Genomic DNA, 15,203 nt, shown 5'->3' with positions numbered 1-15,203 from the left:
GTGAAGACGGGCGACTACGCTCTCACCCATGGGAAATTCCATGGTGCGCCCAGAGTCCTTGACCGTCCTTCCGGCATGCGTGTGGAGTGACGACGAGCGGGACGCGATTCGGCTTGGCCATGCCAGTCGCGAGATGGAGGGCAAGTGGAATCTGGTCTCCGAGGGCGACACCGTCCGGCTGCTGAGGAGTTGGACGGGGCACGAGATCTACCGGGCCGAGTTGGGCCCGGTAGACGTGTCCGAGGGCGGCGGGTGGCGCATCGTCCGGGCCGAGGCGGAACGAGATCCGGACCGGTACCGCAATTACGGAGCGGAGTTCGACGCGGTGATGCTGGAACTCGTCCTGCGTACGTACGCCCTGTCCGAGCCCGCAACGGAACTGCGCGCCCTCATGGTCTCCCTGGTCGCCGATGCCACGGGCCGTACCGACGTCCGCTCCGCTCTGGTGGAGATGAGTCTTCTCGGCGTGCGTACGGGTCCGCCGTCGGCCGCTCGGCCGTGACCCGCGGCGCTTGGGCCGGCGGGAGTGACGCGGTGTCGCTTCAGGCGTCAGCCGACCGAGCAAGTCGCGTTCGGGAAGGGCCGGTTGGGAGGCAGTCGGGCGCACGCGGTTGTCCGCGGCGGGGGCACCGCTCGGCCCTCATGCCGCTTGGTTCGTCTCCAGTTCTCGTTTGAGGTTGCGCAGAGTCCTGTCGATGTTGCCCACCTGGAATTCGGCGAACGTCCTTCCTCCGGTGACCACCCGGTCGAAGACGCCTGCCACGAACGCGGGCCAGGCGCGGCGGTCGTCCGTCCAGGTCTCCGTCACGCGGGTGCCGGCGCCCTCGGGTGTGAAGGAGTACTCCCAGGTGGCGATCGGGCCCCGCAGTCGGGGACGCCTGACCCCGATGGCGTGGACCCGGAAGGCGAAGTGCCGGCCCGGGGTGGCCGCCGTCACCGTGCAGCGGGTCACCCACCGGAAGGCTCCGCGCTTGTTTCGTCCCTCGAAAGTCGTCCCCAAGGTGGCCTGCCCACCCGGCACACCCTCTGCCGTGCCCTGGTTCTCGGGGCTCCACCGGCCCATGTCACCGGGACGGGACACCGCTTCGTAGACCGTCTCGGGCGAGGCGTCGATGACGATACCGCGGGTGACGGTGAAGACACGGGTCACGATGACGCCCTCCGGGGACAGCCGATGGCTACTTGCGGGTAGCAATCATGGCACGGTCGCCGCGGGGCCGGCGGCGCTCGCGTCGGTCACCTGGTCCTGCGTTGTTGCCTGATCGGCTCCCCCACGCGGTGCAGGTGTGCCAGCGCCTCGCGGTACGACTGGATGAGCCCGGTCTCGTGGTAGGGCACCCCGATCTCCGCGCAGTACGCGCGCACGATCACCTGGGCCCGGCGCAGATGCACCGTGGGCATGCTCGGGAACAGGTGGTGCTCGATCTGGTAGTTGAGGCCGCCCAGCAGCACGTCGGTGAGCGGGCCGCCGCGCACGTTGCGGGACGTCAGCACCTGGCGGCGCAGGAAGTCGGGGCGCTCGGCTCCGGTGAAGGTGGGCATGCCCTTGTGGTTGGGGGCGAAGGTGCAGCCGAGGTAGATACCGAACAGGCACTGGTTGACGGCGAGGAACGCCAGTGCCTTGCCGGGCGACAGCACCAGGAAGAGCGCGGTCAGCAGGCCCGCGATGTGCAGGAGAAGCAGGGCGCCCTCCAGTGCCCGGCTCTTCATGGACGGTGAGCGCAGCGCCCGCAGGCTGGAGACGTGCAGGTTGAAGCCCTCCAGGGCGAGCAGTGGGAAGAACAGCGGCGCCTGGTGGCCGCCGATGAGGCGGGCCACACCGCTGCTGGCGCGGGCCTGGTCGGTGGACCACACCAGGATGTCCGGGGCCACGTCGGGGTCGAGTTCCTCGTGGTTGGGGTTGGCGTGGTGGCGGGTGTGCTTGTTCATCCACCAGCCGTAGCTCATGCCGACACCCAGGTTGCCGAACAGCCTGCCCGCTATCTCGCTGGGCCGGCGGCGTCGGAACACCTGGCGGTGGGCCAGGTCGTGCGCCATCAGCGCGATCTGCCCGAACACGAAGGCCAGGAAGGCGGCCACAGCCAGCTGCCACCATGTGTCACCGAGCGCGAAGAAGGCACCCCAGCCCCCGGCGAACAGGGCGACCACCAGGCCGATCCGCACCACGTAGTAGCCCGGGCGCCGCTTCAGCAGGCCCGCGTCGGTGATGCGCCGGGAGAGCGCAGCGAAGTCGCTGCCGGAGCCGGAGCCGGGCTTCCGCGCGGCGGACACGGCGCTCCGCCTCGCTCCCAGGAGGTCGGTGGACCCGGAGACATCGGGGAAAGTCGTCATGCCGCACAGTCTGGGCGGCGGCCTGCGGCTCGTAGAAGCCTGCCACCTACCCTCCGTGCACGGAGACAACCTCCCGTACGGCCGGGGGGTTATCCCCCCTCACCCGAGCCGGACGTCAGACGCCTCCGCCGGGCACATAGGGGTTGCGGTGACCGTTGCGCGTGGCGTCCGGCAGCGCCGCCTCGGCTGGATCAGCGGGCGCGGGACCGACCTGCCCGAGGTGGCGGACTGGTCCTGGAAGGCGGACCGTCCGGGACGCCCCGTCACAGCACGCGCTGCCGGCGGCCCAGCCAGGTCTGGGCGACGACGACCACCGCGAGGAACGCACCGCTGACCACCTGCTGGTAGGCCGAGTCGAGGGAGCCGATCTGGTTGATGACGTTCTGGATCACCTTCAGCAGCGCCACGCCCACCAGGGTCCCGCTGATGTAGCCGAAGCCGCCGGTCAGCAGGCTGCCGCCGATGACTACGGCCGAGATGGCCTCCAGTTCCATGCCGGAGCCGAGGATGGTGACACCGGAGGCGAGCCAGGCCGCGTTCAGGGCACCGGCGAGGCCGGCGCACAGTCCGGACAGGGTGTACACGGCGACCTTGGTCCGGGCGACGGGCGCGCCCATCAGCGCGGCCGCGTCCTCGTTGCCGCCGACGGCGTACACGTACTGGCCGAAGCGGGTGCGCCTGAGGACCAGGGCGCCGAGCGCGAACAGCAGGAGAGTGATCCACACCGGTACGCCGACGCCGAACAGCGAGCCCTGGCCGAGTTTCGCGAAGAACGAGCCCTTGTCGACGAGGTACGTCCGCGAGCCCTCGTCGGTGAGGGCCAGCAGGACACCGCGGGCGCCGAGCATGGCGGCCAGTGTCACGATGAACGGGGCCAGTCCCGAGCGCGCGACCAGCAGGCCGTTGACCAGGCCGACGAGTCCGCACACCGCGAGCGGGAGCAGCAGGGCGACGACGGTGCCGTACCGCGAGCCCCATGCGGCGAGGACACCGCCCAGGGCGAACAGCGAGCCGACGGACAGGTCGATGCCGCCCGTGATGATCACGAAGGTCATGCCGAGCGCCACGACGGCGAGGAACGCCGACGACAGCGCCATGTTCTCCAGGTTGTCGCCGGTCAGGAAGGTGTCGAAGCTCAGCGCGGCGGCGACCATGGCGACCAGCAGGGTGACCAGCGCGCCGTGCCGCTGGGCCAGCGCGCTCAGCCGTTCCGCGCGGCCCGCGTCCCTCGGGCGGCGCTCGCCGCCGGTGGCCGAGGTCTTGGTCCGCATGGCGGCTTCCCCGGTGCCGGTGGTCATCGCTTCCCCCGTTCGCGGGCCGCGTAGACGGCGCAGACGATCACCACGGCCTGCGCGATCTGCGTCCACGACGGGGGCAGGTCGTGCTTGATGAGCGTGGTGGTGAGCAGTTGGATCAGTACCGCGCCCGCGACCGTGCCGCCGATGCGGACCCGGCCGCCGCTGAGCGGGGTGCCGCCGACGACGACCGCGGTGATGGCGGACAGTTCCATCAGCGTGCCCAGCGAGGTGGGGTCGCTCGCGGTCAGCCGGGCGGTCGCCAGCACGCCCGCGACCGCGGCCAGCGCGCCGGAGATGACGTAGACCACGATGAGGACCCGGTGCACGGGCAGTCCGGCGAGGCGCGCCGCCGGCCGGCTGTCGCCGATGGCCAGCAGTTGCCGGCCGAACGTGGAGCGCCTGACGACGAAGGCCACGAGCAGGGCGAACGCCGCCGCGATCAGTACGAGGTAGGGGATGCCCACGACGTCACCGGAGCCCAGGGCGGCGAGCCCGGGGTCGCGCACGTCCTTCAGCTGTGGCAGGAGGACGAGGGCGAGCCCTCGGGCGGCGACCATCAGGGCGAGTGTGGCGACGATGGGCTGCACACCGACCAGCGCGATCAGGGCTCCGCCCACGGCGCCGACCGCGACGCCGCCGACGACCGCGATCAGTGTGGCGATCCAGGGACCGTAGCCCAGATACAGCGACAGCAGTGACGTGGACAGGGCCATCACCGAGCCGACCGACAGGTCGACGCCCTCCGTGCCGATGGCGAGCGCCATCCCGAGGGCCACGATCAGTACGGGGGCGACCTGGACGGCCTGGGTACGGAAGTTCCCCGCGGACGCGAAGTGCGGGGTGAGGGCGAAGTTGAACACCAGCAGGGCGACGACTCCCGCGTAGACGCCGTACTCCTGGAGCAGGCGCAGCAGGCGGTCGCGGTCCACGGCGGCGCGGGCGAGCGAGAGGTCAGTCATCGTCTCCTCCGGGCGGTACGGCCGCGATGGCGCGCATCAGCTCGTCCTCGGTGACGGCGTCGCCGGCCAGTTCGCGGACCACCGCTCCGTCCTTGAGGACGAGGACGCGGTCGCTGCCCTCGATCAGTTCCTCGGGGTCGGAGGAGATCAGCAGGACGGCGAGTCCGTCGTCGGCCAGTTCGTCCACGAGCGCCTGTACCTCCGCCTTGGCGCCGACGTCGATGCCGCGTGTCGGCTCGTCCAGGAGCAGCACCCTCGGGTGCAGGGCGAGCCACCGGGCCAGCAGTACCTTCTGCTGGTTGCCGCCGGACAGTTCGCCGACCTTCTGCTGCGGGCCCGCCGCCTTGATGCGCAGCCGCCTCATGAAGGTGTCCACGATCCGGTCGACGCGTGCGTCGTCGACCAGGCCGAAGCGGGAGAGTTCCGGCAGTGCGGCGAGCGCGATGTTCTCCCGGACCGACAGCCCCGGCACGATTCCCTCGCTCTTGCGGTCCTCCGGCAGCAGGCTGATGCCGGCGCGGATCGCCGCCGCGGTGGAGCCGGTGCGTACCGTCCTGCCGGCCACGACGACCTGGCCCGTGTCCACGGGCAGCGCGCCGGCGATGGCCTTCGCGGTCTCGCTGCGCCCCGAGCCCAGCAGCCCGCCGAGGCCGAGCACCTCGCCCGGGCGCAGCGTCAACGACACGTCGGCGAGCCGATGACGTACCGTCAGGTTCTGTGCGGCGAGGACCGGTTGTTCGGCGACCGCGTGGGAGCCCGAGAACTTGGTGAGGCCTTCGCGTCCCACTTCGCCGATCTCGCGGCCGAGCATCAATGCCACCAGGTGGAGCCGGTCGAGGTCGGCCAGCCGCCCGGTGTGCACCACGCGGCCGTCACGGAGCACGGTGACCGCGTCGCAGATCTCGTACAGCTCGTCCATGCGGTGGCTGACGTAGATCACGGCGATGCCGCGTTCGCGCAGCGCCCGGATGACACCGAACAGCGTGCGCACTTCGCGGGGTTCCAGCGACGAGGTGGGCTCGTCCATGACGACGACCCGGGCGTCGACGGCCACGGCCCGGGCGAGCGCGACCATCTGCTGGGTGCCGACGCCGAGTTCGCGCAGTGGGCGGCGGACGTCCACCCGGACGCCGAGTCCCGCCAGGGTCTCCTCGGCCTCGCGGTGCATGCGCCGCAGGTCGACGAGACCGAGGCGGCCGCGTGGTTCGCGTCCCAGGAAGAGGTTGCGGGCCACGCTCATCAGGGGGACGAGGTTGACCTCCTGGTAGATGGTGGAGATGCCGGTCTGCTGTGCCTGCAGCGGGGTGGCGAAGCGGACCGGCGTGCCGTCGTAGACCAACTCGCCGGCGTCGGGCCGGTACACGCCGGTGAGCACCTTGATCAGGGTGGACTTGCCCGCGCCGTTCTCGCCGACCAGGGCGTGCACCTCCCCGGCGCGGGCGGTGAAGTCCACGTCGGACAGCGCCCGTACGCCGGGGAAGGTCTTGCACAGTCCGGTGACCGTGAGCATCTCAGTAGGCCTTGCCCAGGTCGGACTTGGCGTTGGCCTCGGAGTACGCGCTGTCCTGGATGACGATGTCCTGCGCCACCTTCCGCCCCTGGGTGAAGGCGTCCAGGGTCTGGAAGGCGAGCGGGCCGAAGCGCGGGTTGGACTCGATGACGCCGTCGATCCAGCCGTCCACGATGCCCTGGACGGCGTTGCGCGTGCCGTCGACGGTCACGATCTTGACCTCGCCGGGCTTCTTGCCCGCTCCCTTGAGGGCGTTGACCGCGCCGAGGCCCATCTCGTCGTTCTCGGCGTAGATACCCTTGATGCCGGGCTTGGACTGGATCAGGTTCTCGGTGACCGACTGCCCCTTCTCCCGGGCGAAGTCGCCGGTCTGACGGAAGACGACCTTGAGTCCGGGAGCCTTGGCCTTGATGCGGTCCTCGAAGCCCTTGGTGCGCTCGGTGGTGACGTTGTTGCCGGCCGCGCCGAGCAGGATGGCGATCTCGCCGTTGCCCCCGGTGGCCGCGATCATCCGGTCGGCGGCGCGCCTGCCCTGCTCGACGAAGTCGGAGCCGATGAAACTCACGTAGTCCTTGCAGGCCGTGGCGTTGATCTTGCGATCGACGGTGATGATCGGGATGTGCCGGGCCGCCGCGGTGCGCAGCACGGGTTCCCAGCCGTCGGAGTTGAGCGGTGCGATGACCAGCAGGTCGGCACCCTTGGCGATGAGGTCCTGGACGTCGCTGATCTGTTTGGAGAACTGGGACTGGGCGTTGGCGGTGAGCAGTTTGACGCCGCGCCTGCCGGCCTCGGCCTTGATGGAGGCGGTCTCGGCGATACGGAACGGGTTGGCTTCCTTCTCGGACTGGGAGAATCCGACGGTGGCGGACTTCAGGTCGAGCTTCTTGCCGCCGTAGGCGTCGATGGCGCAGGTCGGTCCGGTACCGCTGCTCGGTGAGGCGACGACCTGCCCGGAGTCACTGCGCGGGGAGGCGGAATCGCCGCCCTTGGAGTCGCTTTCGGACTTGGCGCAGCCGGCCAGGAGCGCCAGGCTCGTGACGACTCCGGCGGCGAGGAGGGTCCGCCCGCAGGCGCGACGCTGTGGTGCGATGGGCATCATGGGAGTCCCCAAACGGCGTGGCCCCGCGCGCGGGGAGCGCTCTCGGGGTAGGACGGCTCTTGCGGTCAACTCGGTGTGCACGTCGTTCAGGGGAGGTTTTTACATCGTTGGAAGACGGCTGTAAACCCCTCCCGTCAAAGACGTCCGGTGGAGAACCGCGCGCCCCTTTCGGCGGTGAGGTCAGCGTCGCCCGAGTGTGCTCTCCCGTTCCACCAGCCGGAATTCGGCGGTGAGTTCGCGTCCTCCGGTCTCGCCGCGGCCCGACAGGCTGCGCAGCAGCGACGCGACGGCCATCCGTGCGATGGCCTGCTTGTCCGGCGCGATCGTGGTCAGTGACACGGCCCCGAAACGGCCCTCGGCGATGTCGTCGAAGCCGACCACGGCGACGTCCCAGGGCACCCGCAGACCTCTCTCGTGCAGTACCCGCATCGCCCCGATCGCGATGAGGTCGTTGAGCGCGAACACGGCGTCGGGTCGCACCCCCGAATCCAGCAGCTCGGCCATGGCGCGGGCGCCGTGGTGCCGGTCCCAGCCGCCGACCGGCACCACCATCTCGTCCGGTGCCGGCACACCGGCGACGGCCAGCTCCTCGCGCCAGCCGACCAGCCGCAGGTGCGCCGGACGGTTGGCGGAGTCGGTCCGGGCGCCCAGGTAGGCGATACGGGTGCGGCCGCGCCCGAGCAGATGGCGTACCGCGGCCCGGGCGGCGGCCACGTTGTCGATGGCGATGTGGTCGTGCGGTGTGTCGTACTCGCGCTCACCGAGCAGCACCAGCGGCACGTCGTCGGGTCGTCCCTGCAGGTCCTCGGCCTCCAGCTCCAGCGGGCTGAGGATGAGCCCGTCGATCACCCGGGCCCGGAAGCCCTGGCTGACCAGCACCTCCTGCTCGCGCCGGCCGCGGGTGTGGTCGAGGAGCACCGTGAACTCGTGCTCGGCGGCCGCGTCCACGACGGCGCTCGCGAGCTCGGCGAAGTAGGGGTTGCCCAGCTCCGGGACGGCCAGCGCGATGATGCCGGTACGGCCTTTGCGCAGGTGCCGGGCGGTGAGGTTCGGCCGGTAGCCGAGTTCGTCGATGGCCTCCTGCACCCGGGCCCGCATCCCGGGTGTGACGTGCGGATAGTTGTTCACGACGTTGGACACGGTCTTGATCGATACGCCGGCCCGTTCGGCCACGTCCTTCAGGCTGACCCGCAATGGGAACTCCTCGAATCGACGGGGGCTCCGGAAGGCGGAGCCCTGTCATGACCCTGGACAGCGGCCTGGAGCCGTGCTCTCATGCCAACTGCCGTTGCTTCCAACGTTGTACAGACTGAAGCAGTGAGCCGCCACCCTTCCTCAGCCAAGGGAGACTCGTGCGCATCAGAACACTCGGACACCGATGGTCCCTCCTTCTCGCGGCCGTTCTGGGCTTCTCCGGGCTCGCCGCGACACCACCCACCCCGGCCACGGCCGCCACCCCCCTCACCCCCGCCACGGCTGCCGGGGATCCCACCGACGTGCATGGCCTCAAGGGCGAGTACTACACCCAGTCCGCCCCGGGGGCCTTCGACTTCGCCCAGCTCAAGGCCACCGGGTTCGACCCGCAGCTCGACTTCGACTCCCTGGAGTCGCGGCTGGCCTCGGCCACCGGACAGTCGGACGACGTCAGCGTCCGCTGGACCGGCCGTATCGTGCCGGAGACCACCGGCGCCACCACCTTCTCGATCACCGGCGACAACGGCTTCCGGCTCTGGGTCGGCGGGGCACTCGTCATCGACCACTGGGTCGACGACTGGGACCACGAACAGACCAGCGAGCCGGTGGAGTTGACCGCCGGTCGGCCGTACGACATCAAGGTCGAGTACTTCGAGCACTACGGAGGCTCCAACCTGCACCTGCGCTGGACACCGCCCGGCGGCACCAAGACCGCCGTACCGCAGTCGGCGTATCTGCTGCCCGAGGGCTACGCCTACGACGGTGCCATCGCCACCACCGTCCTGCGCGACGGCCGTACCCTGCGGCTCGACTTCGCGCAGCGTCTCGCCAGGCCCGCCGCCCGGCTCGCCGACCACCTCCACGCCGTCATCGGCGGCGCGAACTGGCCGCTGGACAGCGCCCGTTCGGACCCGTCCGACCCGAGGTCGCTGCTCGTCTCGCTGAAGGAGCCCGTCGTCGGCAACAGCACCGGCACCGCGCCCGGGCTGGCGGACGTCCGCTACGACGGCCAGGGCGGCCTCGCCGACGAGGACGGCAACGTTGTCAGCGCGTTCTGGAGCAGCGGCGCCAACCACTCCACCTACGAGCTGCGCACCAAGTGGGCCGACGGCGTCACCCCGGCCAACGCCCACCGCGAGTACCCCCGGCCCCAGCTCACCCGTGACGCCTGGCAGAACCTCAACGGCAGCTGGCAGTTCGCCCCGGCGCGGGCGGGTGAGCGGCCGCCGGTCGGCCGGACCCTCGGCGAGCGGATCCTCGTCCCGTACCCGGTCGAGTCCCAGCTCTCAGGCGTCGAACGGCACGAGGACCGGATGTGGTACCGGCGTACCTTCACCGTTCCGGCCGGCTGGAAGGTCGGCGCCGGCAAGCGGCTCCAGCTGAACTTCGGCGCCGTCGACTGGCAGGCCGAGGTCTATGTCAACGGCACCAAGGTCGTCGAACACAAGGGTGGATACGACAAGTTCGGCGCCGACATCACCGACGCCCTCCGGCCGGGCCGCACCCAGGAACTGATCGTCGGCGTCTACGACCCGACGGACGCGGCGGGTGGCGAGAACCCGCCCCTGGGCAAGCAGCGGCTGGACCCCAGCGGCATCTGGTACACCCCCTCCTCCGGCATCTGGCAGACGGTGTGGATGGAGCCCGTCGCCCCCGACCACGTCGACCAGCTGAAGCTGACCCCGGACGTCGCCTCCGGCACGCTCGCCGTCGAACCGCGAGGCGTGCGCGACGGCGTGCGGGTCACCGCGACCGCCTATGCGGGCAAGCGCCGGATCGCCACGGCGACCGGACGCACCGGCGAGCCGCTCACGCTGGCGATCCCGCACACACGGCTGTGGTCACCGGACGACCCGTTCCTGTACGACCTGAAGGTGAGCGTCGGCGACGACCGCGTGGGCAGCTACTTCGGTATGCGCTCCATCGCGGTGCGGCAGCTGAACGGAGTCCCGCGCACGGTCCTCAACGGCAAGCCCGTCTTCATGATGGCCACGCTCGACCAGGGGTTCTGGCCCGACGGCCTGTACACCGCGCCGAGCGACGCGGCCCTGGCCCACGACCTGAGGATGCACAAGGCGATGGGTTTCAACGCCGTGCGCAAGCACATCAAGGTCGAGCCCGACCGCTGGTTCTACTGGGCCGACCGGCTCGGCCTGCTGGTGTGGCAGGACATGCCGGCCATGACGGCGGGCGTGAACCCGTCCACCGCGGCCCGCACCGAGTACGAGCACGAGATGAAGGAGATGATCGACGAGCACATCAGCAGCCCCGCCGTCGTCATGTGGGTCGTCTTCAACGAGGGCTGGGGCCAGTACGACGTGGGTCGCGTCGCCGGTCAAGCCAAGGCCTGGGACCCGACCCGGCTGGTGAACAACATGTCCGGCCTCAACCTCGGCGCGGACGGCGGAGCGGGCGACATCATGGACGAGCACGGCTATCCGAGCCCTGCCCTGCCCCCGCATCCGGACGGCCGGCGCGCGCTGGTGAGCGGTGAGTACGGTGGTCTCGGGCTCGCGGTGCCCGGCCACGCCTGGTCGGTCCAGCAGTCCTACGTCGATGTCGACCCCAGCACCTACACCGACGACTATCTGCGGAAACTGTCGGAGGTGCACGCGCTGGCGTGCCGTGGCGGCAACGGCGCGGTGTACACACAGATCACGGACGTCGAAGGCGAGCTCAACGGCCTCCTGACGTACGACCGCAGGGTCGTCAAGCCCGATGTGCGGCGACTGAAGGCGGCCCAGGAAGCGTTGATCGACGACGCGTCACGGGCGACCCCGGCCGGCTGCGCCTGACATCGGGAGCGGGCAGTCGTCCGGCGGGCGCCCTCCGGCCCCGCCGGACGACTGCGCGGGCGCCGGTCCGGACGGCTCGCCGGGCGGCGGCCTGGGGGCAGGACTGACGGCCGCGGCGGGCACGGCCTCGATGATGGACGGCGTGAGCGAGTCGTACGCCGGCGTCGTATCCGCCATCAACGCCAACCTCGACACCCTCGATCCGGGCATCGACCTCGACATCGTCACCAAGGCCGCCCGGCCCTGCCGGATCGATGCCGTCCTGAGTACCTCGCTGGGCTTCGGCGGGCAGAACGCCGTCCTGGTCCTCCAGGGCCCGTGACCCCGTCGTCGAGCGCACCGCCCCGGTGGGCCCCGCCGCGTCCGTGACTCGCGCTCAGCGGCTCCCCAGCCGGGCGAGCGCGCGCAGTGCGACGCCGCGACCCCGGTCCGGTACCGTCCACAGCGTCTGCCCGCGCACCCCCCAGCGCTCCAGCAGGGCGTTCGCGGCGAGGAACCCACTCGTGGCGGCGCGCTCCATCAGTGCCACCGGCAGGTCGGTGCGCACCAGGTCACCGGCGAGCACGAGGCCGGGTTCAGGGGTGCGAACGGTCGGCCGGTCGGCGTAGCCGCCCACGGGGAACAGCGGGCAGTCGGCACGCCATTCGTGGCGGACGTCGACGACGGACGCGTGCCGCGTCTCCGGGTACACGCGGTGCAGCTCCTCGACCAGCCGCTTCTGCTCGACCTCAGGGGTGGCGTCCGGTGGTACGGCGTAGGCGTGCAGTTCGACCACCGAGCCACCGGTGCGCGCCGCCCAGCGGGCCGCCTCGTCCTCCCAGCGCTCCAACACGCTGACGTTGTCCAGGCCGCCGTATCCGCTCGTGCCCAGGAATCCGGGGCGCCCTGGGTCCACGGGGCGGTCCAGCCACAGGCGGCTCACCAGGAACGGCGGTGCTGCGCGCAGGAGTTGGATGCGCTCGCGCCACCGCGCGTCGCCCAGTCGGTCGGAGCGGCCGACGAGGGAGCGCAGTCCGGCGGCGTCCAGCGCGAGGACGACCGTGTCGTGCCGCCGCTCCTCACCGCCGGCGGTGAGCGTGTAGGCGCCGTCGGGCGTGTGCGCGATGTGCTCGACCGCGGTGCCGGTCCGTACCTCCGCGCCGTGCCGGCGCGCGTACTCGGCCAGCGGGTTCCACAGGGCCGCCGGGTAGGGCGCGCGGGGCACGTCGAACAGCAGGCCCTCGGCCGAGCCGAGGAAGTAGATGTGGAACATCAGCACCATCTCCGCCGCCGACAACTCCCTCGGATCGGCGAAGAAGCTGCGCGAGAAGACCTCGAACGCCAGATGCCGGGCCATGCGCGGGAAGCGTACGGCTTCGAGGAAGTCGTGGGCGCTGGTGCCGTCGAGGCGCTCGTACACCTCGGGGACGCGGACGTCCAGCAGGGGAAGGGCGGCGACGGCGTTCATCGCGCGCAGGTCGCGCATGCCGAAGGAGGGGCTGAGCGCGGCGAAGCCGAGCGCGCTCCACGGCGGGGTGCGCGGGACGTGGCGGAAACTGTCCCGCAGTCCGCTGCTGTGCCGCAGCGGGTAGTCGGGGAGCCCGGTCAGGCGCCGCAGGCCCGGGTCGGTGCGGCGGAGCAGTCCCCGCAGGTTGTAGTACTGACGGAAGAAGGCGTGGAAGCCGCGGCTCATGGTGACGCGGGAGCCGTCCTTCAGGTCCACCGGCCATCCCCCGGCGCGACCGCCCAGGTACGGTTCGCGCTCGTACAGGGTCACGCGCACCCCGCGTTCGGCCAGTGCCGTGGCGGCGGCCAGCCCGGCGATACCGCCGCCCACGACGGCGGTCGTGGGGCGGGGTCCGTCGATCCGCGGCGCTCCCGGGCGCGGCGGCAGCGACCGGGCCCGGCGGTCCCGGCCGCGACGGGCGGCGGGGTGAGGGGATGCGCCGGAGGTGCCGGGAGCGGTCATCGCGTGTCCCCCGGTGCGGCGTGGGCGCGGCGGGCGACGAAGGTGTGCGCGATGCCGGTCTGCCAGCCCGGCACCGGCAGGGCTCGCACCCGCTCGAATCCCGCGGCGCGCAGCCGCTCGGCGAATCGTGCGGCGGTGTCGAACGCGAGGACGCTGCGCCACAGATGGCGGTAGAGGCCACCGTCTTTGAGGGCGGTGGCCACGGGTTGGACGATGCCACGGCACACCAGCGTCCACACAGCGCGGTCGGCGCGGCGGCCGCTGAGCGTGTACTCGTGCACTCCGAGTCGTCCTCCCGGGGCCAGCAGCGCGTGAACCGTGCCGAGCACGGCGTCGGGGTCGGACAGGTTACGGAAGAGGTAGGCGGCGAAGACGGCGTCGAAGGGGCCCTTCACCCCCGCCTCGCGCAGGTCCTCCGCCGGGGTGTGCACGAAGGTCACACCAGCCGCCCAGGGTTTGGCGGCGGCTCGTTCCAGCATGCCGGCCGAGGCGTCCACGGCCGTGATGTCCGCGCCCGGCAGGGCGGCACGCAGCGCGGCGGTGGAGGCTCCGGTACCGCAGCCGAGGTCCAGCACGCGCAGCCCTTCCCCGTGTCCGGGCAGGCCTAGGCGGCGCACCGAACGGCGCAGGTGCGCGTGGTAGCCGGGGTTGGCGGCCACGAGCGTGTCGTAGCTGCGGGCGGCGTGGTCGAACGCGGCGGCGAGGTCCTCGTCGCGCAGCAGGTTCATGCGGTCTCCCGAAGGGGTGGTCGGTACGGCGTGGTCGGTACGGCGGTGAGCCGGTCAGGGGGTCGGGCCGGAGGCGGTCGGAATCCGGGGGCGGATCAAGGGCGGGCGGCTCAGGGGTGCTCGAAGGGGCGGCGGGGCAGGCCGGGGAGTTCCAGCGCCGAACGGAGCATGGGCCAGGCCGGTGTGTGAAGGCCGATCGAGAGGTCTTCGGTCAGACGGGTGTGCCCGTCGAGGAAGCGCAGCACACGGTTCATCGGCAGGCCCGCGAACACCCGTGAGAACAGCGCCGGACCGTCGACCCTGCCGCTGTCCAGGGCGCGCAGGAGTACGGCGTCCATGGCCCGCGAGCGTGCCGGATGGGCCGGCGGCGGTGCGGGGTGCTGGCCCCGGCGCAGGGCGGCGGCGACGGATCGGGTCTGGCGCTGGAGTCCGGCGAAGGTGTATCCGGTGGCGGGGCGGGTGGCGCCGCCCGCGGCACCGATACGGAAGACGGACTGCCCGGCCTGGGTGGGGATCCGGCCGTCCGTCATCGGGATGACCCCGGTCTCGGTGGAGAGCACGTCGAGGTCGCCGAGCCGCAGGACGTCCTCGGCGTAGTGGCGTACGGCGGTCTCGTAACCCTGCGCCGTGAGGACACGCGGGGAGAACTCGGTGTACTCCACCAGGGCCTCGTGGGGGCCGGTGGGCAGGACGTACCCGAAGGACAGGCCGTCGTCGGGCTGCGGGGTGCGAAAGTCCATCAGTTCGGCGGTACCGGCGTCGAAGACGGGGCGGTCCGTACGGACGAACCAGCCGTGGAAGTGCTGGAGCAGGGTGGTGCGGGCGGCCGGGAGGCTGCCCAGGGGGCGCGAGTCGAACACCCAGCGGGCGCACAGGACGTCCGACCGCCCGTCGGCCGTGCGGAACGCGACCTGGGCGCCCTCGTGGACGTCCTCGACGGTCTCGACGGTCGCTTCCAGGCGCCGCACGTTGGGGCTGAGTCGCAGGTCCTCTCCGACCAGGGCCTCGAAGTCCGGGGAGCGGATCATCTTGTAGCGCAGGGGGGTGATGTCCCCGGTGACGGGAGGGCCCACGGGTGGCCGCACCCGCAGAGTGCGCCAGGTGGCGCTGACGGCGGCCTCGAAACGGTCGTGGCCGCTCTCCCAGAAGCACCACGTCCGGTCCGGGGGCCGCAGCGGTCCCGGCGGAGCGTCCAGGAGGATCACCGAGGGGGTACGCCGGCCGGGGACGTGCCCCGACAGCCGGTGGGCCAGGGACAGTCCGGCCGCTCCGGCGCCGACGACCGCCACGTCCGCCTCCCGCACGACGGCTGCCTCCCTCCCGCGCATCCCTTGCGCACTT

General features: G+C 71.5%; 13 protein-coding genes. 3 read left to right on the top strand and 10 right to left on the bottom strand.

What is annotated here, in order from left to right; translation table 11 throughout:
- Nucleotides 1–133 precede the first annotated feature (133 nt).
- Complete coding sequence (locus ACIBA9_RS21540) at nt 134–502, top strand: hypothetical protein (protein ID WP_399365174.1); 369 nt, start codon at nt 134–136, stop codon at nt 500–502.
- A 138-nt stretch (nt 503–640) separates the two neighbouring features.
- On the opposite strand, the gene ACIBA9_RS21535 is transcribed toward ACIBA9_RS21540, so the two are convergent.
- From ACIBA9_RS21535 to ACIBA9_RS21505, 7 genes are all read right to left on the bottom strand, one after another.
- Nucleotides 641–1,150, bottom strand: coding sequence for an SRPBCC family protein (locus tag ACIBA9_RS21535; protein WP_399365172.1), 510 nt, complete (start codon nt 1,148–1,150; stop codon nt 641–643).
- Nucleotides 1,151–1,236: 86 nt separating this feature from the next.
- A complete protein-coding gene (locus ACIBA9_RS21530; RefSeq protein WP_399365170.1) occupies nt 1,237–2,331 on the bottom strand; it encodes a fatty acid desaturase family protein in 1,095 nt (364 codons plus the stop codon).
- Between the two features lie 263 nt (nt 2,332–2,594).
- On the bottom strand, nt 2,595–3,602 hold the full coding sequence (locus tag ACIBA9_RS21525; protein WP_399365579.1) for an ABC transporter permease: 1,008 nt from the start codon (nt 3,600–3,602) through the stop codon (nt 2,595–2,597).
- A gap of 23 nt (nt 3,603–3,625) precedes the next feature.
- On the bottom strand, nt 3,626–4,588 hold the full coding sequence (locus ACIBA9_RS21520) for an ABC transporter permease (protein ID WP_399365168.1): 963 nt from the start codon (nt 4,586–4,588) through the stop codon (nt 3,626–3,628).
- Nucleotides 4,581–6,098 (bottom strand): sugar ABC transporter ATP-binding protein, encoded by a 1,518-nt coding sequence (locus ACIBA9_RS21515; RefSeq protein ID WP_399365166.1) that lies wholly within the window; start codon nt 6,096–6,098, stop codon nt 4,581–4,583. Before ACIBA9_RS21515 ends, ACIBA9_RS21520 begins: the two co-directional genes overlap by 8 nt.
- Nucleotide 6,099: 1 nt before the next feature.
- The gene (locus tag ACIBA9_RS21510; RefSeq protein WP_399365577.1) at nt 6,100–7,194 is read right to left on the bottom strand and encodes an ABC transporter substrate-binding protein; all 1,095 of its coding nucleotides are present in this window, start codon (nt 7,192–7,194) and stop codon (nt 6,100–6,102) included.
- A gap of 183 nt (nt 7,195–7,377) precedes the next feature.
- A complete protein-coding gene (locus ACIBA9_RS21505) occupies nt 7,378–8,391 on the bottom strand; it encodes a LacI family DNA-binding transcriptional regulator (RefSeq protein ID WP_399365164.1) in 1,014 nt (337 codons plus the stop codon).
- Nucleotides 8,392–8,549: 158 nt separating this feature from the next.
- Here ACIBA9_RS21505 and ACIBA9_RS21500 point away from each other — a divergent pair, with 158 nt between their 5' ends.
- Nucleotides 8,550–11,186, top strand: coding sequence for a PA14 domain-containing protein (locus ACIBA9_RS21500; protein ID WP_399365162.1), 2,637 nt, complete (start codon nt 8,550–8,552; stop codon nt 11,184–11,186).
- A 142-nt stretch (nt 11,187–11,328) separates the two neighbouring features.
- Nucleotides 11,329–11,508: a hypothetical protein gene (locus ACIBA9_RS21495; protein ID WP_399365160.1), complete on the top strand. Its 180-nt coding sequence runs from the start codon at nt 11,329–11,331 to the stop codon at nt 11,506–11,508.
- Between the two features lie 54 nt (nt 11,509–11,562).
- On the opposite strand, the gene ACIBA9_RS21490 is transcribed toward ACIBA9_RS21495, so the two are convergent.
- The 3 genes from ACIBA9_RS21490 to ACIBA9_RS21480 all read right to left on the bottom strand — a co-directional run bounded on the left by ACIBA9_RS21490 (nt 11,563) and on the right by ACIBA9_RS21480 (nt 15,166).
- On the bottom strand, nt 11,563–13,134 hold the full coding sequence (locus tag ACIBA9_RS21490) for an FAD-dependent oxidoreductase (protein ID WP_399365158.1): 1,572 nt from the start codon (nt 13,132–13,134) through the stop codon (nt 11,563–11,565).
- Nucleotides 13,131–13,862, bottom strand: coding sequence for a methyltransferase (locus tag ACIBA9_RS21485; protein WP_399365156.1), 732 nt, complete (start codon nt 13,860–13,862; stop codon nt 13,131–13,133). The genes ACIBA9_RS21490 and ACIBA9_RS21485 overlap by 4 nt, the downstream gene beginning before the upstream one ends.
- A 110-nt stretch (nt 13,863–13,972) precedes the next feature.
- On the bottom strand, nt 13,973–15,166 hold the full coding sequence (locus tag ACIBA9_RS21480) for a lycopene cyclase family protein (RefSeq protein WP_399365154.1): 1,194 nt from the start codon (nt 15,164–15,166) through the stop codon (nt 13,973–13,975).
- Between the last annotated feature and the right edge of the window lie 37 nt (nt 15,167–15,203).

It is taken from the genome of Streptomyces sp. NPDC051452 (assembly GCF_044454765.1).
Lineage (GTDB): Bacteria > Actinomycetota > Actinomycetes > Streptomycetales > Streptomycetaceae > Streptomyces.
Note: the sequence above shows the minus strand (reverse complement) of the source record. Positions and strands in the feature narration are given on the sequence as shown.